Origin of the sequence: Rathayibacter sp. AY1D1, assembly GCF_002932635.1 — a bacterium.
Classification (GTDB): Bacteria; Actinomycetota; Actinomycetes; order Actinomycetales; family Microbacteriaceae; genus Rathayibacter.
Genome location: NZ_PSVY01000005.1, coordinates 79,414 through 105,628, shown reverse-complemented (window position 1 = coordinate 105,628; position 26,215 = coordinate 79,414). Strand labels below are relative to the sequence as shown.

The window sequence follows — 26,215 nt, the reverse complement described above, 5'->3', positions numbered from 1 at the left end:
CCCTCCTGCGCGGAGGGACGAGCGCCTCCGGCCCGCAAGGATCCTCGGATCCGGCGGGCCGGACGCGTCCGAGCGGGACGTCAGTCGGCGCTCGCCGGGTCGCTGCCGACCGCGCCCTCGGTCTCGTCCGGCAGGTCGGCGTCGCCGGAGACGGTGTCCCCTCCGCTGTCGCCGTCGGTCACGGCGTCCGTGACACCGCGGTCGATCGCGGTGCCCCCGGGAGCGGCCCCCGCGGCGGAGGCGTCGGCCGCGTCCTCGCCGGGCAGCACCGTCTGCGCGCCGCCGGTGTTCGGGGCGGCGTCGCCGCCGGATCCGGGAAGGTCCTCGTTCACGTTCTGGTCGGCCATGTCGGCTCCTCTCGTCGGGGCTCCAGCCCAGCACGCGACGGGCCCCTCCGCAGGACGTTGACAGCGCGGGGGCGAGGGGGCAGAGGCGGGCCGTGAGGCCGGGCGACGCGCCTTCACCGTGCTCCCCGGCGCTGTCAAGCGGACTGCCTCCGGGGCCGTCTGGTCGTAGCGTCGAGCTATGAACTCCTCCCGCACCGACTCCGTCAGCCGCATCGCCCGGGAGGACTTCGGCTGGTCGTCGCTGCTCCCCGGTCAGCGCGAGGCGATCGAGTCGGCCGCCTCCGGGCGCGACACGCTGCTGGTGCTGGCGACGGGCGGCGGCAAGTCCGCGGTCTACCAGATCGCCGGAGCCGAGCGCGGCGGCGTCGTCCTGGTCGTCTCCCCGCTCGTCGCCCTGCAGGCCGACCAGCTCGCCGCGATCGAGGCGGCTCCGGCGGCCCCGCCCGCCGTCGCGATCAACTCCTCCCAGGGCGCCGCGGCCGTCGCCCGCGCCTGGGACCGGATCGACGAGGGCGGCCCGCTCTACGTGCTCCTGGCGCCCGAGCAGCTCGCCAAGCCCGAGAACGTGGCGCGTCTGGCGGCCGCGGGAGTGTCGCTCCTGGTCGTCGACGAGGCGCACTGCGTCTCCTCCTGGGGCCACGACTTCCGCCCCGACTACCTCCGCCTGGCCGATGTGCGCGGCGAGCTCGGAGACCCGCCGGTGCTCGCGATGACCGCCACCGCCTCCGGGCCGGTGCGCGACGAGATCATCGAGCGCCTCCGGATGACCGACCCCGAGATCCAGGTGCACGGCGTCGACCGTCCGGAGATCCGGCTGGTGGTGCACCGCCACGAGAGCGAGAACGAGAAGCGCGCCGCCGTGGTCGAGGAGGCCCGCAGCTGGACGGCTCCGGGCCTGGTCTACGTCGCCACCCGCAAGGAGACGGAGGCCTACGCGGCCGACATCGCGGCGGAGGGGCGCCGGGTCGCGGCGTACCACGCCGGGCTCAAGGTGTCCGAGCGCAAGGTCGTGCACGAGCAGTGGCGCGCTGGCGAGCTCGACGTCGTCGTCGCGACCTCGGCCTTCGGGATGGGCATCGACCGGGCCGACGTCCGCTTCGTGCTGCACGCGACGACCACCGAGTCGCTCGACGCGTACTACCAGGAGATCGGCCGCGCGGGCCGCGACGGCGAGCCGGCGACGGGCGCGCTGCACTACCGCGCCGAGGATCTGGGTCTCCGCCGCTTCTTCGCCAAGCGCTCGGTCGACAAGGCCGCGCTGCGCGTGATCTGGGCGGCCGTCTCGGAGCAGCCGGGGCTCGACTCCGCGGCTCTCGCGAAGGAGCTGGGGAAGCCGGCCCGCACGATCGCCCGGATCGTCAACGATCTCGCGGACGCGGGGCTGGTGGAGACCGGCTCCGGTCTGCGCGGGACGCGCGAGGCCTCCGGCGACGAGGCCGTGCACGCGGTGAAGGAGGCTCTGGCCTCCCGCGAGCGGATCGCGGAGTCGCGCCTGTCGATGATGCGCGCGTACGCGGAGACCAGCCAGTGCCGCCGCCGAGTCCTGCTGGACTACTTCGGCGTGGAGTCGGCCGAGTGGTGCGGCAACTGCGACGGCTGCGAGCGGCACGAGGCGAGCGGCGAGACCGTCGAGGCGCCCGTGGACGCCCCTCTGAGCGTCGACGAGTCGGTGGAGCACCGCGAGTGGGGCGCCGGCACCGTGATGAGCGTGGAGGCCGACCGGGCGACGATCTTCTTCGAGTCCGAGGGCTACAAGGTGCTGTCGTTCCAGGCGCTCGAGTCCGGCGTCCTGCGCGAGCGCGAGCACGCCTCCGCCTGACCCCGGCTCTCCGCGCCGGCCGATCGCCGCTCGCGGGACGCCGCTCCGGTACGGCAGGCACGGCGTGCCGTGCACCGGAGCGGCGTCCCGCGGAGGGGGTCAGACCTTCGAGACGGCCGAGCTCACGTCGGTGGGCTTCTCGTAGTCGCCGTCCGGGATCGCACGGAGGGCCTCGAGGACGTCGCCGTCCGCGCCCTCCTTCTCCGCGGTCTCGACGATCGTGTCCTTCGAGGCGGGGTAGTCGATGCCCGAGAGGTACTTCTGGATCTGGATCGGGTTGGGTGCGTCCATCGTGCTGTCCTTTCGTCGCCTTGCTGAGTGTTACGAGTGCTCTTCGGCGAAGAGCCGGTCGAAGGCGTCGACGCGCCGGTCGGTGACCGTCGTGGGCGTCTCGAGGTGCACGGCGCCGCTGGGCACGAGGCCCGCGCCGCCGAAGCGCTCCATGACGCGCCACTGCGCGGCGACGTCCTCACCGCTGTGCTCCGGGGGCAGCTGCTCCCAGAAGTCGAAGCCGCCGACGGCCAGGAGGGCGTCGCGGCGATAGAGGACGCACGCGCCCAGCCAGGCGACCCGGTACGCGCGCCAGGCGCCCTCCGGGACGTCGAGGCGGGCGGCGACGTGCGTGAGATTCGCCGCGTTGTGCAGCGGCCAGCGCTCGAACTCCGGGGTTCCGCGCCGCACCCGCTCGGGCTCCACGCGCTCCTCCCAGGTCTCGAACGACTCGGTCTCGTGCGGGCGCACGTCCTCGAGGTAGGACAGGCCCTGCACCGCGGAGCCGACGAAGCCGCAGTCGAGGCGCTCGAGGGCCTCGTGCAGCCGCGAGAGCGTGCCCGGCTCGAGCCACACGTCGTCGTCGAGGAAGAGGACGGCCGGGGCGGTGGCGAGGGAGAGGAGGTAGTGCCTCTGCTCCGCGAGCCCGCGCCGGGGCAGGTGCCGGCGCACCACCGGAGCCCGGCCCTGCGCCTCCAGCACGCGCAGCATCGCGAGGATCGTCGGGTCGCTCTCGGCGACCGCGTCGTCGGACTGGTCGCTCACGATCACGCGGAAGGGCGGGTCGTCCTGGGCGGCGAGTCCGGCGAGCGTGGCGGCGAGCTCGGCACGGCGGCCGACCGTCGGCACCAGCACGTCGATCAGCGGCTGCCGGGGAGCCTCCGGGACCCCCCAGCGCCCGGACCACCGGCGGCTGGTCACGGCGCGGCCGATCGGATGCGCTGGACCATCTCGGTCGTGGAGTGCTCCGAGACGTAGCCGACCGTGGTGACGACGCCCCCGTAGGAGCGGACGACGGCCGCCTCCGCGAGCATGTCGGGGTTGTAGTCCCCGCCCTTCACGTAGACGTCGGGCTGCACGCGCTCGAGCAGCGGGATGGGGGTGTCTCCGCCGAAGAGAGTCACGTAGTCGACGCAGCCCAGCTCGGCGATCACACCCGCGCGGTCGCCCTCCGGGTTGATCGGCCGTCCCTCGCCCTTCAGCCGCCGGACGGAGTCGTCGTCGTTCACCGCGACCACGAGCACATCGCCGAGCTCGCGGGCCTGGCGGAGGTAGGCGGTGTGGCCGCGGTGCAGGACGTCGAAGCAGCCGTTGGTGAACACCACGCGGCGACCGCGGCGCGACTGCTCCGCGAGGACCTCGACGAGGGCGTCCTCGCCGAGCACGACGGCGCCGGGAGCGGCGAGGGAGGCGAGCAGGTCGTCGCCCGAGCAGACGGAGGTGCCGGGGCGCTGCACGACCACGTCGGCGGCTGCCTGCGCCAGATCGACGGCGGTGGCCAGGGAGCGGCCGGCGGCGAGGGCGAGGGTGGCGGTCGCGGCGAAGGTGTCGCCGGCGCCGGACGCCTGCTTCTCCTCCGCGGGCTGAGCGAAGGTGCGGCTGACCGTGCCGTCGGCGTCGAGGGCGGTGGAGCCGTCCCGGTCGAGGGTGACCACGACGTGCCGGGCGCCCGAGCGGGCGCGCAGGTCGTCCGCCGCGTCGCGCACGGCGGCGGCCCGCTCCGTCCCGCGGCCGAGGGAGCCGCCGAGCAGCCGCTCCGCCTCCTTGGCGTTCGGGGTGACGAGGTCCGGCCGGGCGAAGGCCCAGTCGGCGAGCTCGTGCGCGTCGATCACGAGGAGGCCGGGGCGCTCGACGGCGAGCAGGCGCTCGACGGCCTCGCGGAGGATCCCCGAGCCGTAGTCGCAGACCAGGACGGCGTCGGCGCCCGAGGCGGCCTCGGCGGCGGCACCGGCGAGCAGGGCCAGCTCGTCGTCGGCCGGGCGGTGCGGGCCGGAGTCGACGCGCAGCATCACGCTGTCGCCGCCGACCACGCGGGTCTTGATCGTCGTCGCGGCGCCGGTGCGGACGACCCGGGAGGTGTCCAGGCCGGCCCGCTCGAGCGCGCGCACGAGCCGGTCGCCCTCGGAGTCGCGTCCGGCCACGCCGACCGTGCGGACGACGGCGCCCAGCGCGCGCAGGTTGGCGGCGGAGTTGGCGGCCCCGCCCGCGACGTCGACGACGTCCTCGAGCCGCAGGACCGGCGCGGGCGCCTCCCGCGTGACGCGCTCCGCCTCGCCGAGCCACCAGGAGTCGAGGATGAGGTCCCCGATCACGGCGACGACCGGTGGGCGCTCGTGGACGTGCGCCAGGAGGGCGCTCGCCCGCTGGAGCGCCGAGCCCTCGAGGCTCATCGCGCGCCTCCCGGCAGGACGGGCAGACCGAAGTGCACGACCGTGGTCGTGGTCATCTCGTCGAGCAGCTCCGGGCCGTAGCCGAAGCCGGAGCCGGATGCTCCGCGGGGCTGGGCGCTGCCGCCCGGCGCTCCTCCGAAGACGCCGTTGACCTTGACGGTGCCCACCGGCAGCGTCGCCGCGGCGCGGTGAGCGTGCTCCATGTCGGCGGTGAGGATCGAGGCGGCCAGGCCGTAGGGGCTCGCGGCGGCCAGGTCCAGGCCCTCGTCGAAGGAGTCGACGACGCGGATCGGCGCGACGGGCCCGAAGGTCTCCTCCGTCATCACCAGCATCGACTCGGTGCAGTCCGCCAGGACAGTCGCGGGGTAGAAGGTGCCGTCCCCGGGGGTGCCGCCGGTGAGGGCGCGCGCGCCGCTGCCGAGCGCCTCCGTGACGTGCTCGTGGACGGCGTCGCGCATGCGGGCGTCGACGAGGCGGGGGAGCGGGCCCGCGCTCCAGCGGTCGGCCTCGGCGACCAGCGCCGCCGTGAACGCCTCGGCGATGTCGCGGTGCACGTAGATCCGCTCGACGGAGGTGCAGATCTGGCCGGCGTTGGCGAAGGCGCCCAGCGCGGCCTGCTCGGCGGCCCAGACCGGATCGACGTCGCGGTCGACGACGAGCGCGTCGTTGCCGCCGTTCTCGAGGATCACGTGCGCGCCGGTGACGGCGGCGACCCGGGCGAGCGCGCGGCCGGTGGCGGTCGAGCCGACGTGGGCGAGGACGTCGACGCCCTCGGTGCGCGCCAGCTCGTCGCCGACCGCCCCGTCGCCCTCGACCAGGGTCAGCACGCCCTCGGGCAGCGCCTCGGCGAGGATGCTCGTGAAGAGGGCGCCCGTGCCCGGACTGCGCTCGCTCGGCTTGTGCACGACGACGTCACCGGAGACGATCGCGGCGCCCAGGAGGCCCGCAGCGACGGCGACCGGGTCGTTCCACGGAGTGAGGGCGAGCACGACACCGCGCGGGTGCGGCAGGGCGAGATCGACGTTGAGCGCCCCTCCGCGCAGGCTCCTCCCGCGGTGCAGCGGGCCGAGCTCGGCGTACTGGAGCAGCGTGTCGACACCGGCGCGGACGCCGCCCAGGGCGTCGCCGGCGGGCTTGCCCGTCTCCTGCGTGTTGAGGTCGGCGAGCTCCTGCTCGCGCTCGGCCACGCGGTGGGCGGCGGCACGGAGCAGGGCGCCGCGCTCGGCGGGCGCGGTGGCGGCCCACGCGGGGAACGCGGTCCGCGCGCGGCGGACGGCGTCGGCGGCGGTCGTGGCGGGGGTCGTGATGTCGATGGTCACGGTCACCTCTCGGTCGGGGGCGCCCGCGGAGTGGCGGACGCATCCGTCCGGTACCCGGGTGGTGCGCGCCTAGACACGCCGCCTCGGGAATCCGCCCCCGGATCGGCGACGAGGGCTCGCCGCCGATCCGGTTTCGGATCGGTCCCGGCGGGGAAGTGGAGGAGTGCACCGTCCCCGGAGCGGCGCCCGCGCGCCCTCCGCACCTGAGAGGAACCCGTCGTGGTCGCCATCGCCCCCCTCCGAGAGCCCTTCGCCGGAGTCGAGAGGATCGCCGTCCTGCGCGGCGGCGGACTCGGCGACCTGCTGTTCGCGCTGCCCGCCGTCGACGCCCTCGCGGCCGCCTACCCGGGAGCCGATATCACCCTGCTCGGGACGCCCGCGCACCGGGTCCTGCTGACGGGCGTCGAGTCGCCGATCGCCGACGTCGAGATCCTGCCGGTGGCGCAGGGCGTCCGCGACGGAGAGGGGGAGGACCCCCGGGTCGTCGAGGACTTCACCGAGCGGATGCGCGCGCGCCGCTTCGACCTGGCCGTGCAGCTGCACGGCGGCGGGCGCTACTCCAACCCGTTCCTCCAGCGCCTCGGCGCGCGCCACACGGTCGGGTCGCGCACCGACGACGCCGCGGAGCTCGAGCGCACGATCCCCTACGTCTACTACCAGCACGAGATGCTGCGGGCGCTCGAGATCGTCGGGCTGGCCGGAGCGCCCGCGACCCGCCTCGAGCCGGCGCTCGCCGTGGATCCGGAGCGGCGGGACCGCCTCGCCGCGGCGCTGCCCGCGGGCGGCCCGCTGGTGCTGATCCACCCCGGGGCGACCGATCCCCGCCGGCGCTGGCCCGCCGCCTCCTTCGCCGCCGTGGCGACGGAGCTGCTGGCGGACGGCGCGCGCGTGCTGGTGGTGGGCGACGCCTCCGACGTGCCCGCCGCCGACGAGATCGTCGCCGGAGCGCCGGGAGCGGTCTCCTGGGCGGGCGTCGTGGACCTCCCGGACCTCGCTCCGCTGCTCTCGCTCGCCGACCTCGTGCTCGGCAACGACTCCGGACCCCGCCATCTCGCCGCCGCGGTCGGCGCTCCGACGGTCGGGATCTTCTGGGTGGGCAACGCGATCAACGCCGCGGCCCTCGGGCGGCAGCGCCACCGGGTGCAGCTGAGCTGGACCACGCACTGCCCGGTCTGCGGGCGCGACGCCACGCAGGTCGGCTGGACCGCTCCGCGCTGCGAGCACGACGTCACGTTCGTCGGCGACGTGCGCGTCGAGGCCGTGCTCGAGGACGTCCGCGGGGTGCTCGCCTCCACCCGCTGAACCGCGAGACGCCACCTCGGTACGCGACGCGCCGGGGCGTGCGAACCGAGGCGGCGTCTCGCGGAGGGGGATCCGGGGCGCGCCCGGATCAGCGGATCACGGCCAGGACGGCTCCTCCTCGTGCGTGATGACGAGCTCGCGGACCTCGCAGCCGCGCGGCTGGCCGAGGACGAACATGACGGCGTTCGCCACGTTCTCCGGGTCGTTCAGCAGCGCGTCCGGGCCCGGCTTGTACTGCTCGTCGCGGTCGTCGAAGAAGCGCGTCTTCATGCCCGACGGGATCAGCGTGGTCACTCCGATCTCGCCCTTGGTCTCGGCCGCGAGCGCGCGGGTGAAGCCGAGCACGCCGAACTTCGAGGCGCAGTACGCGGTCGCGTCCGAGACGGCCTTGATCGCGAGCGAGGAGGCGACGGTGACGACGCGGCCGTGGGTCTCGGTGAGGAAGGGCAGCGCCGCCCGGACGACGGCCGCGGTGCCGAGGAGGTTGACGGAGATGACGCGCTCCCACTGCTCCGGCTCCACGTCCACGAGGCGGCCGCAGCGGTCGATGCCGGCCGCGGTCACGACGGCGTCGAGCCCGCCGTGCTCGCGGGCGATCTCGACGACCGCCTTCTCGGCCTCGCGGGTCTTCGCGACGTCGACCTGGTAGGCGGCGACGCCCTCCTTCACCGACGAGACGTCGCGGTCGAGCACGATCGGGGTGCCGCCGGCGGCGGTGACCGCGGCGGCGACGGCCGCACCAAGCCCGGAGGCTCCTCCGGTGATCAGGACGCGGCCGATGGGGGTGGGAGTGGTGCTCATGGTTTCCTTCCGGGGGTGGTCTGCGGGCCTCGTGGGCCGCGGGTCAGCCGACGCGCGCGAGCGCGGCGGCGAGATGGGTGGTCGAGCGGCCCGGGTGGTACGGCACGGTCAGGACCCGGCCGCCCCACTCCGCCACCGTCGCCGTCTCGGGGAGGGACTCGGCGGAGTAGTCGCCGCCCTTCACCCAGACGTCGGGGCGGATGCGGCGCAGCGCCTCGTCCGGCGTGTCCTCGCCGAAGACCAGCACGGCGTCGACGCACTCGAGCGCGAGCAGCAGGTCGACGCGGTCGTCCTCGGGGATGATCGGCCGCGCCGCGCCCTTGAGGCGCCGGACGGAGTCGTCCGAGTTGAGGCAGACGATCAGGCAGTCGCCGAGAGCGCGTGCCGCGGAGAGGGTGCGGGCGTGGCCGGCGTGGAGCAGGTCGAAGCAGCCGCCCGTCGCGACCACCGTTCCTCCTGCCGCGCGGACGGACTCGGCGACGCGCAGGGCGTCCACCCCGCCGCCGTGGAGGGGTGCGGGGTCGGCGGGAGCGGAGAGGGAGGCGACCCCTCCCGCGAGGAGGTAGGCGCCGGCCGCGGCGACCGCCGCCTGCACCGCCTCCGAGGTGCTCGCACCCTCGGCGAGGGCGACGGCGGCGGAGGCGGCGAACCGGTCGCCCGCGCCGCACGGGTCGGTGGGCGGCACGGCGACGGCCGGTGCGACGACCGGGACGCCGGCGCCGCGGGAGCGCAGCAGGGCGCCGGAGGATCCCATCGTCACGGTGACCCCACCGCAGCCCCAGCGCTCGAGGAGGGTGGTCGCGGCGGACTCGGCGCGCGTCACTCCGCGGCCGACGGCTCCCGAGAAGGCGGTGGCCTCGGCCAGGTTCGGGGTGGCGAGGGAGGTGGCGGCGACCGGCTGCGAGCCCCGCGGGTGCGGATCCCACACCAGCGGCACGGTGAGCGCGTCGAGCGCCGTGCGGAGCGACGACTCCTCGGTCAGGCGGCGGCCGTAGTCGGCGACGATCACGGCGTCGGCGTCGGCGAGCGCGGCGAGCATGGCGTCGGTGACGCCGGGGATGGGCGGCGTCTCGCAGCCGCGGTCGATCCGTACGACGGCCTGGCCGGAGGCGGCGACGCGGGTCTTCACCGGCGTCGGCGCTCCCGAGGGCCCGGCGACCAGGCGGACGCCGGACATCTCGGCGCGCAGCTCCGCCACGTCCGGATCCGAGTCCTCGGCGAGCGCGGTCACCAGCGTCACCTCGTGCCCGTCGCGGGCGAGCATCCGGGCGACGAGCCCGGCACCGCCGGCGCGGGCGCTGCGGGCCGACACGTCGACCACGGGGACGGGGGCGTCCGGGCTCAGCCGCTCGGCGGGTCCGGAGAGGTCGACGTCGAGCATCACGTCGCCGACGACGACGAGGCGCAGGCGGCTCACGCGGCGGCCGCCGTCCGTGCGCGGATCCGGTGCTCGAAGGCCCGGCAGAGCGCGTGCACGAGCACCAGCTGCGCCTCCTGCACATTGGAGCCGTGGCCCTCGAGGGCGATCGCCTCGTCGCAGAGCTCGGTGAGCGGGTTCGGCCCCTCGCCGGTCAGCGCCCACGACCGGGCGCCCGCCGCACGGGCGGCCTCCGCGGCGTGGAGGAGGTTCGCGCTGCGTCCGCTGGTGGAGAGCAGCACCACGACGTCCCCCGCCCGGGCGTGCGCGGTGACCTGGCGCGAGAACACGTGGTCGAAGCCGTAGTCGTTGCCGATCGCGGTCAGGCTCGACGTCTCGGCGTGCAGCGAGATGGCGGAGAAGGGGACGCGGTCGCCGTCGAAGCGGCCGACGAGCTCGGCGGTGAGGTGCTGCGCCTCGGCCGCGGAGCCGCCGTTGCCCGCGGCGAGCAGGCGCGCGCCGGAGTGCAGGCGGTCGGCGAGCTCGACGCCCCAGGCGGCGATCCTGTCGGAGTGGCGCTCCAGCTGCGCGACCGCGTCGAGCGCGCGCGCCACGTGGTCGTCGACGAGGCGCCGGGCGGCGTCGGCCGGGGTGTCCAGAACGGTGTCGATGGTCGCGGTGTCGATGGTCATCGTCGCGGAGCCGCCTTCCGGGTGGTGGGGGATGAGGGTGCGCTCGTGGCGCCGGTGAGGAGCGACTCGTCGCCGAGGCCGGCGAGGGTCGTGACGTAGGCGCGCTCGGTGTCGGCGGCGACGCGGTCCCAGGAGTAGCGGGACTCGACGCGCTCGCGTCCGGCGGCCCCGTAGGCGCGGGCGCGGTCGGGGTCCTCCAGCAGCGAGCCGAGGGCGGCGGCCAGGGCGACCGGGTCGCGCGGAGGCACGTGGACCCCGGTGACGTCCTCGACCACGGTGTCGATCAGGCCGCCCACGGAGGAGGCGACGACCGGCACGCCGCAGGCCATCGCCTCGAGCGGAGTGATGCCGAACGGCTCGTACCAGGGCGCGCAGACCACGACGTCGGCCGAGCGGAGCATCGCGGGCATCTCGGTCTGCGAGAGCTGGCCGACGAAGTCGACACGGTCCGCGACGCCGAGGCTCTCGGCGACGCCGTGCAGCCGCTGGTACTCGGGGTCCGCCGTCAGCGCGTCGCCGGAGCCGGAGCCCCCGACCACGACGAGCTCGGCGTCGTGGCCGGCCGCGACCAGGTGCGCGAGCGCCTCGATCGCGATGCCCATGCCCTTGCGCGGCACCAGGCGTCCGATGGTCATCAGCCGCGAGCGCTCGCCGCGGGGCGCGACCGGGCCCTCGACCGAGAACCGGTCGATGTCGACTCCGCAGGGCACCACCGAGATGCGCGAGGTCGGCACGCCGAGCCCCTTGAGCTCGAAGGCCTCGTCCGAGCAGGTGGCGACGACGCCGTCGGCCTTCTGGCCCACTCCGGGCTCGAGCCAGGCGCGCTCCTCGGGGCTGGTGTCGAGCGCACCCTGCTGGCGGCGCTTGACCACGCCCAGCGCGTGGAAGGTGTGGAGGACGGGCACGCGCCGCCCGGTGGCGCGCTCCACCCGCTCGGAGGCGTCGAGCGCGGCGACCCCGGACATCCAGAAGTGGCTGTGCACGAGGTCCGGCCGCTCCTGCAGCCACTCCTCGGTGAGGTCGACGGCGAAGTCGCCCATGAAGGGCAGCAGCTCGTCCTTGGACACCCGGCGCGGCGGTCCGGCGTCGATGTGCACGACCTCGACTCCCGAGGTGAAGGGCACGCGCCGGGGGAGGGAGGGGTCGTCGCGGCGGGTGTAGACGACGACGCGGTGGCCGCGGCGGGCGAGCGCGTCGGCGAGCGCCGCCACGTGGACGTTCTGACCGCCGGCGTCGACGCCGCCGAGGGTCGCCAGCGGGCTCGCGTGCTCCGAGACCATGGCGATCGTCAGCGCGGGCGCGGCGGAGAGGTGCTGCTTCATCGGGTGCTCCCTTCCAGAGCGGGCTCCGGCGACCGGCGTCCGGGGAGGTCGGCGAGGACCTCGTCCCAGTCGCGGTGGAACCGGGCGAGGCCGTAGCGCGCGAGCGCGGCCTCGCGGGCGACGGCGCCGGCGCGGGCGGCCCGGTCCGGGTCCTCGACGAGCGCCCGGGCCGAGGCGACGAGGGCGTCGAGGTCGTTCGAGATCGCTCCGGCCTCGGGCGGGACGGCGCGCCCCGCCTCCGTCACGTCGAGCGCGACGACGGGCATCCCGAGGTGCATCGCCTCCAGCAGTGCGAGGCCGAGGGAGGTCCATCGGAACGGGTGCAGGTAGACCCGGCGGCGGGCCAGGGCCCCGTGCATCGCCTGCGTGCGGACGTCGCCGAGGACCGTCACGTCCTCCAGGCCCGGCAGCTCGGCGAGCCGGTCGGTCTTCATCCCGAAGACGTCCAGCGGAGCGACGGCGCCGAAGCGGGGGAGCAGGTCGGTCCCCGCGACCCGGCCCCGGCGGACGGGCTCGTTGACGACCACGCCGAAGTGCGGCAGCTCGCCGGTGTAGAGAGGGCCCGGGTCGTGGATCCCGTGCTCGATCACCGTCGTCCGCGTCGATCCGGTGTCCCACATCAGGGCGTTGAAGTGGGTGACGTGGACGATCAGCAGGTCGTCGCGGTCGGCGAGCGGGTGGCGGTTGTCCGGCACGTCCCCGCGGGGGGTGTTGTGCTCCACGTAGACGGCGGGCACGTCGCGGCCGAGGCGTCGCCCGAGCAGGCGCTCGGCCTCGGCGAGCTCCTCGGGCCTCTGGAGGAGGACCGCGTCGACGTCGGCGTCGTGCAGCTCCTCGGGCGCGATCTCGACGGCGCTCGGCCAGTCGCGGCCGCCGGTGCCCAGGCCCCAGCCGTCGCGGGCCGGAGTCGTGGGGAGCAGGTAGGTGTGGGCGCCGCGGACGAAGGCGTCCGCCCAGCCGCCGTGCACGTGCCAGAGCAGGATCCTCATGCGATGGCCTCTCTCGGGGAAGTCGTGGGTCGGAGTCGGAGGGCGGCGGCGACCGCCTCCTCGGCGCTCACCCCCGCGAGGCACGGATGGCCGGGGACGGGGCACACGCGGGCGCGCGAGCCGGCGCAGGGCGCCTCCTGGTCGCCGAGCAGCGCGACCGGGACGCCGTAGGGCGCCCAGCGCACGGCCGGGACGACCGGCGCGAAGAGGCTGACCACGGGGGTGCCGACCGCGGCGGCGAGGTGCGCGGGGCCGGTGTTGCCGCAGATCACGACGTCGGCGCCGGCCAGCACCTCGGCGGCGCCGGCGAAGTCCGTCGCCCCGCCGAGGTCGATGCCGCGGGAGCCCGCGACCTCGGCCGTGAGGGAGCGCTCGCCCGGGCCGCCGGTGACGACGACGGCGAGGCCCGCGTCCGCCAGCAGCTCGACGGCGCGGGCCGCGTTCGCCGCGGGCCAGGCGCGGGCGGGGACGGCTGCCCCGGGGTGCACGACCGAGTAGGGGCCGATCCCCTCGAGAGCGGCGGGCAGCACGCCCTCGCGGCGCACGCGGAGCCGTCCGTCGTCGCCGGCGGGCAGCGCGAAGCCGGCCGCCGCCGCGATCGCGAGCGCGCGCTCCGGCTCCGGCTGGTCCTCCTCGAGTGTCTCGCCCGGGACGAGGCGCACATCGAGCAGGGCGCCCGCGAAGTCGACCGAGGCGCCCGTGATGCGGGCGACACCGGCGAGGCGGAGCAGCAGGGCCAGCGGAAGCGGCGACTGGTGGAAGGAGGTGAGGATCACGGCCTCGTCCGGCGCGAACTCCTCGACGATCGCGCGCAGCTCGTCGACGAGCTCGGCGTCGACGGGGCGGGAGGCGTCGCCGATCCACGGGCACCACCAGGTGCGGACGGAGGAGGGACCCGGCAGCAGCGCGGCCGCGGGCGCTCCCTGCGGACCGCTCAGCAGCAGCACCTCGGCGTCGGCCGCGATCGCGCGGACAGCGGGTCCGCACAGCAGGACGTCCCCTGCGCTGTCCAGGCGGGCGACGAGCACGCGGCGCCTCACTCGGCGTCCTCGTCGGGCTGCATCGCGAGCAGCAGCTCGACCGCCTCGAGGAGCGTCGCCGCCTGCAGCGGGGCGGCGTCCACCTCCTCGGCGCGGGTGATCGGAGTCGGCACCAGCACTCCACGGGCGCCGGCCGCGGCGGCGGCGCCGACGTCGGCCCCGATGTCGCCGATCACGGCGAGGGACCGTGCCGGCAGTCCCAGCTGCTCGGCGGCGCCGAGCACCATGCCGGGCCGGGGCTTCCGGCAGGAGCAGCCGTCCTCCGGGCCGTGGGGGCAGAGCATCCACACGTCGAAGCCGCCGAAGAGCTCGTCCACGCGCCGGTTCACCGCGTCGGCCTGCCCGCGGTCGATGATCCCGCGGGCGATCCCGGACTGGTTGGTGACCACGCCCACGGCCAGCCCCGCCTCGCGCGCGCGCTCGACCGCGGCGAGGGCGGTGGGCATCGGGGAGACCTGCGCCGGGTCGCCGTTGTAGGGCACGTCGACCACGAGCGTCGCATCGCGGTCGAAGAGGATCCCCCGCAGGCGCGGGGCCCTCGCGCGCTCGTCGGCGCTCCGGGAGGAGGAGTCGTTCACCTTCTCCTCGTACCCCTCGACCGGGGATGTAAACCCCCTTCCGGAGAAGTCGGTCCGTCCGGGCGCGTCGCTCGCATCTGTGGGCGGCGCGTCTGAGGTGCGCGCAGCGGGGTACGGGGTCTCCGACAGGAAGGAGGCGCCGTGCGCGCTCTCACCGCCCCGGACGGGACTCCGGAGATCCTCGCGCTGCGCGCCCTCAAGCTCGGCGACCTGCTCGTCGCCGTCCCGGCGCTCAAGGCCCTGCGCCGCGGCTTCCCGGACCACCGGCTGATCATGGCGACCACGCCCTGGCTCGAGCCGATCGTCGACCTGGTCGAGGGCTTGGACGCGCTCGTGCCCACCCTTCACGGACTCGACGACCCACTGCCGATGGCCGCCGGCCGCGTCGAGCTCGGCGTGAACCTCCACGGCAACGGCCCGGAGTCGCGGCTGCGGCTGCGCGAGATCGCGCCCGAGCGCACGCTCGAGTTCCGCGTCCCGGCGCTGGACCCGGGCGCGGGCCCGGAGGACCCGCGCCCGCTCTGGATCGATGGCGAGCTCGAGCGCGCCCGCTGGGCCCGCCTGGTGAACTCGATCGGTCTCGACGCCGACCCCGAGGACGTCGCGATCGCCGTCCCCGAGGAGCCCGCCTCGGCCCCCGGAGCCGCCGTCGTGCACATCGGGGCCTTCTACGGCTCTCGCGAGTGGCCGGAGGAGCGCTTCGCCGCGGTGGCGCGCGCCCTCACCGCCGAGGGGCACCGCGTCGTCTACACCGGGGGCGCGAACGAGGCCGACCGCGCCCGCCGCGTCGCCGAGCTCGCCGGCACGGGCGAGGTGCTGGCGGGGGAGCTCGCGCTCAGCGGGTTCGCCGCGGTCGTCGCGGCCGCCGAGGTCGTGGTGACCGTCGACACCGGGGCCGCGCACCTCGCGTCCGCCTACGGCGTCCCCTCGGTCGTGATCTTCGGTCCGGCACCGCCCGAGGCCTGGGGTCCTCCGGCCTCGGGGCCGCACGTCGTGCTGACCGACGCCTCCCTCCGCCGCGGCGATGTCTTCTCCGCCGAGCCGGACCCGGCGCTGCTCGCGGTCCAGGTCGACGACGTCCTCGCCGCCCTCTCGTCGCTCCCGTCGCGTGCCGAGGCCCACCTCAGGCGGACTTCAGCCGCGTCGCCGGTCGGACCGGAGTGACCGTGGCCACGCGGGCCCGGGGAGCGCGCGGCTGATGGCTGCGCGAGGGGGCGCCGAGCCGGTCGGCGAGCTGCGCGAGGATCCGCCGCTGCAGGCGCGAGACCTGCATCTGCGTCGTCCCCAGCGCGTCGGCGATCTGCTGCTGGGTCCGCTCCTCGACGAAGCGCATCCGCAGGAGCTCGCGCTGGCCCTCCTCGAGCTCGGCCAGGGCCTCGGCGAGCCCGTGCCGCCGGTCGATCTCCAGCAGCCGGTCGTCCTCGCCGCCGAGGGTGTCGCCCAGGCCGACGCCGCCCTCGCCCACGGTCTCGTCGAGGGAGAGCGGATGCCCCGCGAGGCGCGCGTCGGCCACCTCCGTCGCGTCCACTCCGAGGCGGCGGGCGATCTCCTGGTCGGTGGGGTGACGGCCGAGCTCCTGCGCGAGCTCGTCGGCGACGACGGCGGAGCGGCGGTGCAGCTCCTGCACGCCGCGCGGCGGCCGGATCATCCAGCCGAGGTCGCGGAGGTGGCGCTTGAGCTCGCCGGTGATCGTGGGGACGGCGAACGCGGCGAAGCTGTCGCCGCGCTCGGGAGTGAAGCGGCGGGCGGCCTTCACGAGGCCCACGTAGGCGACCTGGCGCAGATCCGCCCAGTCGCCTCCGCTCCGGGAGACCCGGCGGGCCATGGCCTCGGCCAGGCCCAGGTGGTCGAGCACGATGCGCTCGCGGATGCGCGCGCCCTCGGCGGCCTCCGCGCTCACCGCGGCCTGGAAGAGCGAGAGCGTGCGGGCGTCCTTCTCCTCCCGTGCCGCCTCGGTGAGGGCGCTCGGGCGGTCGGTGCGGGGGTCGAGATCGATCGTGCTCATCAGTGCTCCTTCCGGGCACGCTCGCGCGGAGGCCCGGCGCGGCCTGCGGTGCGGCGCTCGGGCCCTCTCGACGAGAGGCCCGGGGTCAGCGCACCACTGCTCCTGCTCGCTCGGGGAGTCCGTTGACTCGGAGCAGTGCTGTCCGGTAGAAGCAGTCGCCGCGAGGCGCGCACCGTGCCCGGGGCGGAGGCGCCACGGCCCCCGCGATCCCGGGCGCCGCACCGGCTCCCGCCGGTAGGATCGGCCTCGTATGTCTGAGCTCACCCCGCCCCAGGAAAGCGCGCCGGACGCGCACCCGTTCACGACCGCGACCGGGAGCGACGTCCGCGTCCGCTTCTGCCCCTCGCCGACCGGGACCCCGCACGTCGGCCTCATCCGCACCGCCCTGTTCAACTGGGCGTACGCGCGCCACACCGGCGGCACGTTCGTCTTCCGCATCGAGGACACGGACGCCGCCCGCGACAGCGAGGAGAGCGTGGAGCAGATCCTCGACGCGCTGCGCTGGCTGAAGCTCGACTGGGACGAGGGCGTCGGAGTCGGCGGCCCGCACGGCCCGTACCGGCAGTCCGAGCGCACCGATGTCTACCTCGACGTGATCGCGCGCCTGACGGCCTCGGGGCACCTCTACGAGAGCTACTCCACGGCCGAGGAGATCGACGCGCGCAACGAGGCGGCCGGCCGCGCGAAGCAGCACGGGTACGACAACCACGACCGCGATCTCACCGAGGAGGAGCGCGCCGCCTTCCGCGCCGAGGGCCGCGCCCCGGCGCTGCGCCTGCGCGTGCCGGACGCCGACCTGTCCTTCGACGACCTGGTCCGCGGCCCGATCACGTTCCCCGCCGGCTCCTTCAGCGACTTCGTCGTGGTGCGCCCCAACGGCCAGCCGCTCTACACGCTGGTGAACCCGGTCGACGACGCGATCATGCAGATCACCCACGTGCTGCGCGGCGAGGACATCCTCCCCTCGACCGCCCGGCAGATCGCGCTGTACCACGCGCTGATCGACATCGGAGTGACGACCTTCGTCCCGCGCTTCGGGCACCTCCCCTACGTGATGGGCGACGGCAGCAAGAAGCTCTCCAAGCGCGATCCGTCCTCGAACCTCTTCCACCACCGCGACCGCGGCTTCATCCCGGAGGGCCTGGTCAACTACCTCGCCCTGCTCGGCTGGTCGCTCACGCACGACCGCGACGTCTTCTCGATCGACGAGATGGTCGCCGCCTTCGACGTCGCCGACGTGAACCCCAATCCGGCCCGCTTCGACCTCAAGAAGGCCGAGTCGATCAACGGCGACCACATCCGCCTCCTGGCCGTCGACGACTTCACCGAGCGGACGATCCCGTACCTCGTGGCGGCCGGAGTGCTCGCGGGCGAGCCGACCGCCGAGCAGCGCGCGGTGCTCGACGCCGCCGCGCCCCTCGTGCAGGAGCGGATCGGCCTGCTCGGGGAGGCCCCCGGCATGCTCGGGTTCCTCTTCACCGCCTCCGACGCGCTCGAGTACGACGAGGACGCGCTGAAGGGCCTGCCCGCGAACGCCGGCGAGGTGCTCGCCGCCTCGATCGGCGCTCTCGAGCTCGTCCCCGCGTCCGAGTGGCTGACGGCCTCGATCCAGGAGGCGCTCGCCTCCGCGCTGATCGAGGGCCTCGGCCTCAAGCCCCGCATCGCCTACGGGCCGCTGCGCACCGCGGTCTCCGGGCGCCGCGTCTCGCCGCCGCTGTTCGAGTCGATGGAGATCCTCGGCAAGCAGGAGTCGATCGCCCGCCTCGACCGCCTGGGTGCTCACCTCGGCGCCTCCCGGCAGGCCTGACCGTGGCGGAGACGGTCGGCGGACGCTACGACGTCGTCGTGATCGGCGGGGGCCCCGCCGGGCTCTCCACCGCGCTCAACCTCGTCCGGGCGCGCCGCAGCGTGCTGCTGCTCGACAGCAACCGCCCGCGGAACGCCGCGACCCTGCACTCGCACGGGTTCCTCACCCGCGACGGCATCTCGCCGCTCGAGCTGCGCCGCCTCGGCCGCGAGGAGTTCGAGCGCTACGAGGCCGCCGAGGTGCACAACGCCCTGGTGACCTCGGTCGAGCGCTCCGGCGGCGAGTTCGTCGTCGGCGCCCGGGGCGTGCGCGGCAGCGCCGACCGCTCCGTCGTCGCCACCGCCGTCGTGGTCGCCGCGGGACTGCTCGAGACGCCGCCCGCGCTCCCGAGCCTGCGCGCCTACTACGGCACCGCCGTGCACAGCTGCATGGAGTGCGACGGCTACGAGAAGGCGGGGGAGGCGCTCGCCCTGATCGGCGAGACCGACGACCTCGCGGAGCGGGCCATGCTCCTCTCGCAGTGGTCGACCGACCTGATCGTCTTCACCAACGGCGTCGGGACGGTGAGCGACGCCGACGAGTCGCTGCTCGCCTCCATCGGCATCCGGGTCGACCGGCGCCCGGTCGCCGACCTCGCCGGGGAGCGCGCCGAGATGACCGGCGTCCGCCTCGTCGACGGCGACGTCGTCCCGCGCACCGGCGCGTTCGTCCGCCCCGTCTGGACGCCCGCGCTGGACTACCTGGACGCGGCCGGCCCCGACCGCGACGCCGACGGCTTCCTCCGCGTCGACGCCGGTGGCCGCACGTCCGTCCCCGGCCTCTACGCCGCCGGCGAGGTCACCCCTCCCGGCCCGCAGCAGCTGATCGTCGCCGCCGGATCGGGCGCCCAGGTCGCCTCCGCGATCAACCGCGACCTCGTCCGCGCCCGCCTCGGCGAGGCCGCCCCGGAGTCCGAGGGCAGCGTCGTCCGCGGCTCGATTTGAGCGGGATGCCCGCGTAGGGTACTGTCGTCTCTCGGCGCTCGGGTCTCGATCCGGTCGCCGCCTGGTCCCGGGATCACCTCCGGATGACCATTGGGGTATGGTGTAATTGGCAACACGGCTGATTCTGGTTCAGTTGTTCTTGGTTCGAGTCCAGGTACCCCAGCACTGATCTCTTCCGCGGCATTCCGCGCGACGCCCTCGTTCGTGGCGTCCTCCTCCGGGCCCGCCCCCGCGTGAACCGCTCTCGGCGGCGTCCGCAGTATCCCCCCTCCGGCCGACGCGGCCGTCCGAGGCGCTGTGACACGATGGAACCTGTACGTCTCTCAGGTACCCGCGTCGCGCGGGTCGGACGAAAGGTCGCCCGCCCATGGAACCGGATCTCCTCTGGATCGTCCTCGCCGGAGTCGCCGTCGGCGCACTCCTGCTGATCGCCCTCATCGGCTTCTTCCTCTTCCGCGCCTGGTACCAGGTGCCGCAGGCCGACGAGGCGATCGTGATCGTCGGGAAGAAGCAGAAGGGCGAGGACGGCCTCACCTCGAACATGACCGTCATCACCGGCGGCGGCGCGTTCGTGAACAAGCTGACCCAGCGGTCCGACCGCATCTCGCTGCGCTCCCGCCAGATCAAGATGGAGCCGGTCGCGCAGACCAAGAACGGCGTGACCATCCACCTCGCGGGCGTCGCCCTGGTCAAGATCGGGTCCACGGCCGACCAGGTCCGCGCCGCCGCCGAGCGCTTCGCGTCGCAGGACCAGTCGATCGACGTCTTCACCACCGAGCAGCTCGAGGGCGCCCTCCGCGGCGTCGTCGCGAAGCTCAGCGTCGAGGAGGTCATGCAGGACCGGCAGAAGCTGGGAGACGAGATCGCCGAGGGCATCAAGGGCGACCTGCTCGCCCAGGGCCTCGTGCTCGACTCCTTCGCGATCCAGGGCGTCACCGACCGCAACGGCTACATCGAGGCGCTCGGAGCGCAGGAGATCGAGCGCGTCCGCCGCGAGGCCGACGTCGCGCGGATCAACGCGGCCCGCGAGGTCAAGGCTCGTCAGCTGGCCACGGACGAGGCGAACCTGATCGAGCAGACCGCCTACGACAAGAACACCGCCGCCGCGAAGTCCGAGGTCGGCCGCGCCAACGCCGAGGCCGAGCAGGCCGAGAACCTGGCCCGCGCCGAGCGCGAGCAGGCCGTCCTCGTGCAGCGCGCCGAGAACCGGCAGGCCGAGCTCGACGCCGACGTCAAGCGCGTCGCGGACGCCGAGAAGTACCGCCGTCAGACCGAGGCCGACGCCGACGCCTACGGACGCGAGAAGAAGGCCGAGACGGACCGGCAGGTCGCGCAGCAGGTCTCCGACGCCGAGGCCTACGCCGTCCAGCGCCAGGCGGAGGCGCGCCAGGCGTCCGCCGCCGCCGAGGCCGCCGCCGTGAGCGCCCGCGCCGAGGCCGAGGCCCACGCACTGCGGGCCAAGGCGGGTGCCGAGGCCGAGGCGCTGCGCGCGAACGCGACCGCCGAGGCGGAGGCCATCCGCGCGAAGGGCGAGGCGAGCGCGGCCGCCATCGCGGCCGAGGCGGAGGCGCTCCGAGAGAACCAGGAGGCGATCCTGGGTCGCGAGCTCATCGGGCAGCTGCCCTCGCTCATGGCCGAGTTCGCGAAGGGCTACCAGAACGTCGGCTCGGTGACGCTGATCGGCGGCGACACCGCCGGCACCCACATCGCGCGCGAGCAGGCGGCGGGTCTCGCCGCGACGTTCGACAGCGTCAGGTCGGCGACCGGCGTCGACCTCGGCGCGATCCTCCAGGGCCAGGCCTTCGGCCGGGGGATGGCGACCGGCGGCACCGTCGTTCCGACCGGCGCGTCGGTGGCGACCGGATCGGGTGACGCCCCGCGTCCGTCCGGCACCGGCGACCCGACCGCCGTGGCCTCCACGAGCTGACCGCAGGGTCCCGCTGATTTCCGGCGGTTCCACCACCGCCGCCGTGCTCGTCGGTGGGCGCCCGTCGGCGTCCGCCCTCGAGCACGGCGTGCGGCGTTCTGCGCGACCGGGTCGTGCCCCTGCCCGGCGTCGAGCGGCCCCGCTCAGACCAGCGGCTTGCGCATCTGCAGGGACGTCGTCTCGTAGCCGAGCGACTCGTACAGAGCCCGCGCGGCGGTGTTGAAGCCGAACACGTTCAGCGCGAGGGCGGAGCCGCCCTGGGAGCGGACGTGCGACTCCGCGAGCAGCATCGCCGCCCGGCCGAGGCCGAGGCCGCGCTCGGCGGCGTCGATCTGCACGTCCCAGACGTACCCGACGCCCTCGAGTCCGCTCGGGTGCGGGCCGAGCCAGAGCGACCCGACCGCGCGGCCGTCCTCGGAGACGAGCAGCACGTCGTGCCCGGCGGCGGGGGAGCCGCCCGGGAAGTACTTCTCGTACGAGGCGTCGGCGTTGCGCGTCGCCGCGGCCTCGTCGTCGCCCGCCCGCATCCGGTCCTCGATGTACGCCGAGCGCTGGACCCGCATCCAGGTGGCGAGAGCGGCGGCGGGCATCGGCTCGAGCGTGACGGTCATCCCCTCACGATCCCACTCCTCACCGCCCCCCGCGATCGATCCGCCGCGGACGGCCCGCAGGGGATCCGCGGACGGGCCGCTCGCGACGGATCGCCGCCGGCCCGGATCAGTCCGGGGTCCGCTCCGCGTGCTTCCGCTTCCCCAGGCGGGTGGCGAGGAACAGCAGCGTCCCCACGACCACGTAGCCCGCTGTCGCCAGCCAGACCACGCCCGTCTGCTGCGTCAGCAGCACCACGCTCGCGATGGTCGCGAGCACCGGCACCACCCGCGGCACGGAGTAGTGGGCGTGGTCGACGCGGTCCTTCTTCAGCACCAGCACCGACACGTTCGCCGCGATGAACACCAGCAGGAGCAGCAGCACCGTCGTCTCGGCGAGCGTGCCGACGTCGCCGATCAGGCTGAGCAGCATCGTCACTCCGCCGACGACCACGATCGACACCCACGGCGTGCGGCGGCCCGGCAGCACCTTCCCGAAAGCGCTCGGCAGCAGCCCGGAGGTGGCGAGCCCGAAGCCGACCCGCGACGCCATCACCATGAACAGCAGAGCGCCGTTCGCGATGGCGACGAGCGCGATCAGGCCGAACAGCCACGGCGGCACCGCCACTCCGCTCGCCGCGACCACGTCCAGCAGGGGGCCGCTGGAGGCCGCGAGCTCGTCGTTCGGCAGCACGATCACGGCGCCGAGCGCGATCAGGAGGTAGACCACGGCGGCGGTGATCAGCGCACCGAAGAGGGCCCGCGGGTAGACCTTCGAGGGGTTCCGCACCTCCTCGGCCATGTTCGCCGCGGCCTCGAAGCCGAGGAACGAGAAGAAGGCGACGATCGAGGCGGCGAACGCCCCCTGCAGCGGAGCGACGTCGGGGTTGAACTCGAGCACGCGGGAGGCGTCGCCGTCACCGGAGCCGAAGAAGACCGCGGCGCAGACGATGACGATGACCAGTCCGCTCACCTCGATCACCGAGGCGACCAGGTTCGCGGTCAGCGACTCCTTCACCCCGCGCAGGTTCACCAGGGTGAGGATCGCGATGAAGACGATCGCGGTGGGGATCGGCGGCACGTCCAGCAGAGCCCCGAGGTAGTCGCCCGCGAACGCGTTCGCCAGGGAGGCGGCCGTCGTGATGCCGGAGGCCATCATCAGGAAGCCGATCAGGAACGAGAGGTACGGCTTCCCGAACGCGCGGTCCACGTAGCGCGCCGCCCCTCCGGCGTGCGGGTACTTGGTGATCAGCTCGGCGTACGTGCCCGCCGTGAGCAGGGCGACGACCAGCGCGATCAGCAGCGGCAGCCAGATCACGCCGCCCACGTCCTCGGCCATCGTGCCGACCAGGGTGTAGATGCCGGCGCCGAGTGTGTCGCCCACGATGAAGGCGAACAGCAGCGGCCCGGTGATCACCCGCTTGAGCGACGCCTTCCCGGGAGCGGTCTCGGCGGTGTCCGTCGTGTCGGTCATCCGGACACTCCACCGAAGCGGAGGGTCCGAGCGCAAGCCTCGCCGCCCGATCGCTGCGAGATTTCTCATCATCGCGACCCGTGTGGCAGGGGCCCGGGCGGCGAGGACTCCCACAGCGCGCGGATCCCGGGACTCGGGCGATCGGCCGCATCAGAGGGAGCGGACCCGGTGCGCACAGGGTGAACAGGGGGCGACCGCGCGTGCCGCCGCGCGCCCGCACTGGGTAGGCTGGAGCGCTTCGTCGTGAGTGGAGCGGTCGCGGAGGAATCATGGGCAAGAAGCGCAACCAGGGACGATCCGGAGGCGGTCAGAGCGGGTCCGGCGGTCAGGGCGGCGGCCGCACGGCCGAGACCGCGCTGATGGTGCGGTTCCGCAGCTGGTACCGCTCGCACCTCGCCGAGGTGGGCATGCAGCACGAGCACCTCGAGGCCGACGAGGCCGTCGAGGTGCTGACCGACCTCTTCGCGATGACCCGCGACCTGCGCCCGCGCGGCTCCTTCGCCCAGCCCGACGCCGAGCTGCTCGAGGCCGTCTTCGACCAGATCGAGGCAGACCTGTCGGGGGAGGAGAGCGAGGCCGACCTCGACGACACCCTCTTCACCGTCGCCGAGGTCGTCGAGCACTTCCTCGACTTCCTCACCGACGAGGACCTCTGGACCGGCACCGACGAGGAGCTGGACGAGTGCCAGGCCGTCCTCGACGAGGTCCTCGACCTCGCCGGCTCCTTCGTGGAGGCCGTGCTCGACGACCTCGCCGAGCTCGACGAGGTCCCGGCCGAGGAGCAGCTCTCCGCCGTGCGCGCCACCGCTCTCGTGCACGCCGCCGACGTCGTGGTCGAGCACCTCGCCGCCGACGACGGCGCGACCCTCACCGAGCGCGCCGCCCGCGAGATCGCGGTCGAGGCGGGCATCTCCTCCGCGGGATCCACCCCGAGCGACGACTCCGTCCGCATCCCGGTCTCGGCCTGGTGGGACGCGCTGGTCGGCTCGGCCGTGCTCGAGCAGGAGGGATCCGCCGCAGGTCTCGGCGAGGCCGCCGTGCTCTGGCGCAGCTCCGACGCGCACGAGGCCGCCGCCGAGCGCATCGCCTACGTCGCCCGCTTCCTCGAGCAGTGGATCCTCAGCGCCCAGACCGCGCTGGCGGCCGCCGACACCGAGGACGGCGCCTTCTCCCCGGAGGAGCGCGCGGTCACCACCACCGACGCCGTGCTGGTCCGCATCGCGGTCGCCTGCCAGGCCGAGATCCACCCGGGCCTGGTCGTCGGTGAGCTGGTCGACGAGCTGGCCGCCGACTCCGGAGTCTCGCTCGACGAGGCCCTCGACGAGCGCGAGCGCATGGTCGGCACGGCCGAGCGGATGCTCGACGACACCGCCGAGCTCGGGCTGCTGCTGCACTCGCCCGAGTTCGGCTACGCGGTGCCGGAGGGCCTCGCGCCCGTCCTCGCCTCCGTCGTCCGCGCGACGGTCGTCCTCCTCGGCGAGCGCGAGGCCACCCGCCTCGAGATCCTCGACGAGGCGACCCAGGACACGGCGACGGCCTACGCGCTCCACGTCGCCCTGCTCGGGACCAAGCCCGTCGTCTGGCGGCGCCTCGAGCTCTCCTCCGAGTCGTCGCTGCGCGATCTGCACCTCGCGCTCCAGCTCTCGCTGGGCTGGACCGACGCGCAGCCGCACTACTTCAGCGTGGGCGTGCCCGACGAGGAGCAGGCTCCGATCGGCTCACCGTCCGACGCGGAGGAGTTCGGCGCCGACCTCGTGGACGAGGCGGGCGTCGCGCTCGCCGAGGTCCTCGAGCAGGAGCAGGACGAACTCTTCTACGTCTACGACCTCGAGGACGAGTGGCGCCACGTCATCCGCCTGGAGGCGATCGCGCCGCTGTCGACGGCTCTGCCGCGCTGCACGGGCGCGCGCGGCGCGGCTCCGCTCGACGTGCCGGGAGGCCCCGCGGCCTGGGCCGACACGGTGCGGGCGGCGACGGACCCGTCCTCGGCCGACCACGCGGAGGCGCTCGAGGCTCTCGGCCTCGCCGCCGGAGCCTCGTTCGATCCGGCCGCGGTCGACGTCGACGGCATCAACCGCTCGCTCGGTCTCCTGCGCTCCGCGGTCTGACGCCCCGCCGGAGGGCGTCATCGGAGGAGGCCCCCGCTCCCGCTCACCGCGGGAGGCGGGGGCCTCCTCCGGTGCGGGGCGTCACGGGGTGAGCAGCAGCTTGCCGATGTGGCCGGAGGAGCGCATCACGTCGTGCGCCCGCTCGGCCTCGGCGAGCGGGACCACCTCGTCCACCACCGGGCGCACCGTCCCGGCGGCGACCAGCGGCCAGACCTCTGCGCGCACCCGCGCGACGATCGCGCGCCGCTCCTCGAGGGGCCGGGCGCGGAGGGTCGTGGCGTGCACCGCCCCGCGCTTGCGCATCAGCACCCCGAGGTCGAGCGAGCCCAGCGCACCGGACTGGTTGCCGATGAACACCACGCGCCCGCCCACGGCCAGCGCCTCCAGGTCTCGGGCCAGGTAGTCGCCGCCGACCGGGTCGAGGATCACGTCGACGCCGCGCCCGCCGGTCGCCTCGCGGATCCGCTCGACGAAGTCCTCCTCGTGGTAGTCGATCAGGACGTCGGCGCCGAGCGCGCGGCAGGCCTCGAGCTTGCGGGGGCTGCCGGCCGTGACGGCGACGCGGGCGCCGAGGGCGGCGGCGATCTGGATGCCCGTGGTCCCGATCCCGCTCCCGCCGCCGTGGAGGAGGACGGTGTCGCCGGATCCGAGCCCGGCCACCATCACGAGGTTCGACCAGACGGTGGACGTCGTCTCCGGGAGGGCGGCGGCCGAGACGAGGCCGACGCCGTCCGGCACCGGCAGCACCAGGCCCGCGTCGACCGCGACGTACTCCGCGTAGCCGCCGCCGGAGAGCAGCGCGCAGACCTCGTCGCCCTCCGCGAACCCGGTCGCGTCCTCGCCGAGCGCGACGACCGTGCCGGACACCTCCATCCCGAGGATCTCGGAGGCGCCGGGCGGCGGCGGGTAGACCCCTGCGCGCTGGCCGAGGTCGGCGCGGTTGACGCCGGCGGCCGCGACGCGGACGAGGACCTCGCCGGGTCCGGGGGAGGGCGTCGGCACCTCCTCCAGCACGAGTCGGGAGTCGGGGCCGGGGTTCTCGATGCGGATCGCCTGCATGCGGGGGATGCTACGCCGCGGGCCTCGGCGCTCGCGGTG

General features: G+C 74.8%; 23 protein-coding genes and 1 tRNA gene. 8 read left to right on the top strand and 16 right to left on the bottom strand.

The genetic code is table 11. From position 1 onward, the window contains the following. Positions 1-80: 80 nt before the first annotated feature. Positions 81-347: a hypothetical protein gene (locus C5C56_RS05520; protein WP_104247445.1), complete on the bottom strand. Its 267-nt coding sequence runs from the start codon at positions 345-347 to the stop codon at positions 81-83. Between the two features lie 178 nt (positions 348-525). Here C5C56_RS05520 and C5C56_RS05515 point away from each other — a divergent pair, with 178 nt between their 5' ends. Continuing rightward, positions 526-2,166, top strand: coding sequence for a RecQ family ATP-dependent DNA helicase (locus C5C56_RS05515; RefSeq protein ID WP_104319214.1), 1,641 nt, complete (start codon positions 526-528; stop codon positions 2,164-2,166). 99 nt (positions 2,167-2,265) lie between these two features. Here C5C56_RS05515 and C5C56_RS05510 read toward each other — a convergent pair whose 3' ends face one another. From C5C56_RS05510 to C5C56_RS05495, 4 genes are read right to left on the bottom strand one after another with little or no spacing between them, the layout of a single operon-like run. Beyond that, complete coding sequence (locus C5C56_RS05510; protein ID WP_104223528.1) at positions 2,266-2,457, bottom strand: DUF2795 domain-containing protein; 192 nt, start codon at positions 2,455-2,457, stop codon at positions 2,266-2,268. 30 nt (positions 2,458-2,487) lie between these two features. Continuing rightward, positions 2,488-3,357, bottom strand: coding sequence for a glycosyltransferase family A protein (locus C5C56_RS05505; protein WP_219812158.1), 870 nt, complete (start codon positions 3,355-3,357; stop codon positions 2,488-2,490). Next, a complete protein-coding gene (gene rfaE2 / locus C5C56_RS05500) occupies positions 3,354-4,826 on the bottom strand; it encodes a D-glycero-beta-D-manno-heptose 1-phosphate adenylyltransferase (RefSeq protein ID WP_104319213.1) in 1,473 nt (490 codons plus the stop codon). The genes C5C56_RS05505 and rfaE2 overlap by 4 nt, the downstream gene beginning before the upstream one ends. Further along, on the bottom strand, positions 4,823-6,145 hold the full coding sequence (locus C5C56_RS05495; RefSeq protein ID WP_258063235.1) for an aldehyde dehydrogenase: 1,323 nt from the start codon (positions 6,143-6,145) through the stop codon (positions 4,823-4,825). The genes rfaE2 and C5C56_RS05495 overlap by 4 nt, the downstream gene beginning before the upstream one ends. A 219-nt stretch (positions 6,146-6,364) precedes the next feature. Between C5C56_RS05495 and C5C56_RS05490 the strand changes: the two genes are divergently transcribed. Beyond that, complete coding sequence (locus C5C56_RS05490) at positions 6,365-7,447, top strand: glycosyltransferase family 9 protein (protein ID WP_104287962.1); 1,083 nt, start codon at positions 6,365-6,367, stop codon at positions 7,445-7,447. 96 nt (positions 7,448-7,543) lie between these two features. On the opposite strand, the gene C5C56_RS05485 is transcribed toward C5C56_RS05490, so the two are convergent. Genes C5C56_RS05485 through C5C56_RS17745 form a run of 7 tightly spaced genes read right to left on the bottom strand, consistent with a single transcriptional unit; the run spans position 7,544 to position 14,226 of the window. Beyond that, positions 7,544-8,248, bottom strand: coding sequence for an SDR family oxidoreductase (locus tag C5C56_RS05485; protein ID WP_104319212.1), 705 nt, complete (start codon positions 8,246-8,248; stop codon positions 7,544-7,546). A gap of 43 nt (positions 8,249-8,291) precedes the next feature. Beyond that, positions 8,292-9,656, bottom strand: coding sequence for a PfkB family carbohydrate kinase (locus C5C56_RS05480; protein ID WP_104319232.1), 1,365 nt, complete (start codon positions 9,654-9,656; stop codon positions 8,292-8,294). Positions 9,657-9,661: 5 nt separating this feature from the next. Continuing rightward, complete coding sequence (locus C5C56_RS05475; protein ID WP_104247441.1) at positions 9,662-10,297, bottom strand: SIS domain-containing protein; 636 nt, start codon at positions 10,295-10,297, stop codon at positions 9,662-9,664. Further along, entirely contained in the window at positions 10,294-11,589 is a 1,296-nt protein-coding gene (locus tag C5C56_RS05470; protein WP_104287981.1) for a glycosyltransferase, read from the bottom strand. The genes C5C56_RS05475 and C5C56_RS05470 overlap by 4 nt, the downstream gene beginning before the upstream one ends. Before the next feature lie 26 nt (positions 11,590-11,615). After that, on the bottom strand, positions 11,616-12,608 hold the full coding sequence (locus tag C5C56_RS05465; RefSeq protein WP_104287961.1) for a glycosyltransferase: 993 nt from the start codon (positions 12,606-12,608) through the stop codon (positions 11,616-11,618). After that, a complete protein-coding gene (locus tag C5C56_RS05460) occupies positions 12,605-13,648 on the bottom strand; it encodes a glycosyltransferase family 9 protein (protein WP_219813871.1) in 1,044 nt (347 codons plus the stop codon). Before C5C56_RS05460 ends, C5C56_RS05465 begins: the two co-directional genes overlap by 4 nt. Continuing rightward, a complete protein-coding gene (locus C5C56_RS17745) occupies positions 13,645-14,226 on the bottom strand; it encodes an HAD-IIIA family hydrolase (protein ID WP_104226264.1) in 582 nt (193 codons plus the stop codon). Before C5C56_RS17745 ends, C5C56_RS05460 begins: the two co-directional genes overlap by 4 nt. Before the next feature lie 141 nt (positions 14,227-14,367). Here C5C56_RS17745 and C5C56_RS05455 point away from each other — a divergent pair, with 141 nt between their 5' ends. Further along, positions 14,368-15,390 carry a glycosyltransferase family 9 protein gene (locus C5C56_RS05455; protein WP_104315096.1) on the top strand — a complete coding sequence of 341 codons (1,023 nt, stop codon included), beginning with the start codon at positions 14,368-14,370 and terminating at the stop codon, positions 15,388-15,390. Here C5C56_RS05455 and C5C56_RS05450 read toward each other — a convergent pair. Continuing rightward, a complete protein-coding gene (locus C5C56_RS05450; RefSeq protein WP_104223520.1) occupies positions 15,350-16,231 on the bottom strand; it encodes a sigma-70 family RNA polymerase sigma factor in 882 nt (293 codons plus the stop codon). The two genes, C5C56_RS05455 and C5C56_RS05450, sit on opposite strands and share 41 nt — an antisense overlap. Before the next feature lie 250 nt (positions 16,232-16,481). Here C5C56_RS05450 and gltX point away from each other — a divergent pair, with 250 nt between their 5' ends. The 4 genes from gltX to C5C56_RS05430 all read left to right on the top strand — a co-directional run bounded on the left by gltX (position 16,482) and on the right by C5C56_RS05430 (position 20,948). Next, complete coding sequence (gene gltX, locus C5C56_RS05445) at positions 16,482-18,038, top strand: glutamate--tRNA ligase (protein ID WP_104287959.1); 1,557 nt, start codon at positions 16,482-16,484, stop codon at positions 18,036-18,038. A gap of 2 nt (positions 18,039-18,040) precedes the next feature. Further along, complete coding sequence (locus C5C56_RS05440) at positions 18,041-19,021, top strand: NAD(P)/FAD-dependent oxidoreductase (protein WP_104276156.1); 981 nt, start codon at positions 18,041-18,043, stop codon at positions 19,019-19,021. A 91-nt stretch (positions 19,022-19,112) separates the two neighbouring features. Beyond that, a tRNA-Gln gene (locus C5C56_RS05435) sits at positions 19,113-19,184 on the top strand. Positions 19,185-19,388: 204 nt separating this feature from the next. After that, positions 19,389-20,948 (top strand): SPFH domain-containing protein, encoded by a 1,560-nt coding sequence (locus C5C56_RS05430; RefSeq protein WP_104226268.1) that lies wholly within the window; start codon positions 19,389-19,391, stop codon positions 20,946-20,948. Between the two features lie 143 nt (positions 20,949-21,091). Here C5C56_RS05430 and C5C56_RS05425 read toward each other — a convergent pair whose 3' ends face one another. Beyond that, complete coding sequence (locus C5C56_RS05425) at positions 21,092-21,559, bottom strand: N-acetyltransferase (RefSeq protein ID WP_104287958.1); 468 nt, start codon at positions 21,557-21,559, stop codon at positions 21,092-21,094. Between the two features lie 106 nt (positions 21,560-21,665). Next, positions 21,666-23,009 carry an APC family permease gene (locus tag C5C56_RS05420; protein ID WP_104226270.1) on the bottom strand — a complete coding sequence of 448 codons (1,344 nt, stop codon included), beginning with the start codon at positions 23,007-23,009 and terminating at the stop codon, positions 21,666-21,668. A gap of 269 nt (positions 23,010-23,278) precedes the next feature. Here C5C56_RS05420 and C5C56_RS05415 point away from each other — a divergent pair, with 269 nt between their 5' ends. Continuing rightward, positions 23,279-25,117, top strand: coding sequence for a plasmid pRiA4b ORF-3 family protein (locus tag C5C56_RS05415; RefSeq protein ID WP_104287957.1), 1,839 nt, complete (start codon positions 23,279-23,281; stop codon positions 25,115-25,117). A gap of 81 nt (positions 25,118-25,198) precedes the next feature. Here the strand turns inward: C5C56_RS05415 and C5C56_RS05410 are convergent, their stop codons facing one another. Then, on the bottom strand, positions 25,199-26,176 hold the full coding sequence (locus C5C56_RS05410) for an NAD(P)H-quinone oxidoreductase (RefSeq protein WP_104287956.1): 978 nt from the start codon (positions 26,174-26,176) through the stop codon (positions 25,199-25,201). Positions 26,177-26,215 lie beyond the last annotated feature (39 nt).

Bases quoted from the DNA above. Each gene is read 5' to 3' on its own strand.
- C5C56_RS05450 (WP_104223520.1), bottom strand. From the start codon at position 16,231: ATGAGCACGATCGATCTCGACCCCCGCACCGACCGCCCGAGCGCCCTC.
- C5C56_RS05415 (WP_104287957.1), top strand. From the start codon at position 23,279: ATGGGCAAGAAGCGCAACCAGGGACGATCCGGAGGCGGTCAGAGCGGG.
- C5C56_RS05485 (WP_104319212.1), bottom strand. From the start codon at position 8,248: ATGAGCACCACTCCCACCCCCATCGGCCGCGTCCTGATCACCGGAGGA.
- C5C56_RS05510 (WP_104223528.1), bottom strand. From the start codon at position 2,457: ATGGACGCACCCAACCCGATCCAGATCCAGAAGTACCTCTCGGGCATC.
- rfaE2 (WP_104319213.1), bottom strand. From the start codon at position 4,826: ATGAGCCTCGAGGGCTCGGCGCTCCAGCGGGCGAGCGCCCTCCTGGCG.
- C5C56_RS05425 (WP_104287958.1), bottom strand. From the start codon at position 21,559: ATGACCGTCACGCTCGAGCCGATGCCCGCCGCCGCTCTCGCCACCTGG.
- C5C56_RS05465 (WP_104287961.1), bottom strand. From the start codon at position 12,608: ATGAGGATCCTGCTCTGGCACGTGCACGGCGGCTGGGCGGACGCCTTC.
- C5C56_RS05475 (WP_104247441.1), bottom strand. From the start codon at position 10,297: ATGACCATCGACACCGCGACCATCGACACCGTTCTGGACACCCCGGCC.
- C5C56_RS05420 (WP_104226270.1), bottom strand. From the start codon at position 23,009: ATGACCGACACGACGGACACCGCCGAGACCGCTCCCGGGAAGGCGTCG.
- C5C56_RS05430 (WP_104226268.1), top strand. From the start codon at position 19,389: ATGGAACCGGATCTCCTCTGGATCGTCCTCGCCGGAGTCGCCGTCGGC.
- gltX (WP_104287959.1), top strand. From the start codon at position 16,482: ATGTCTGAGCTCACCCCGCCCCAGGAAAGCGCGCCGGACGCGCACCCG.
- C5C56_RS05520 (WP_104247445.1), bottom strand. From the start codon at position 347: ATGGCCGACCAGAACGTGAACGAGGACCTTCCCGGATCCGGCGGCGAC.
- C5C56_RS05410 (WP_104287956.1), bottom strand. From the start codon at position 26,176: ATGCAGGCGATCCGCATCGAGAACCCCGGCCCCGACTCCCGACTCGTG.
- C5C56_RS05515 (WP_104319214.1), top strand. From the start codon at position 526: ATGAACTCCTCCCGCACCGACTCCGTCAGCCGCATCGCCCGGGAGGAC.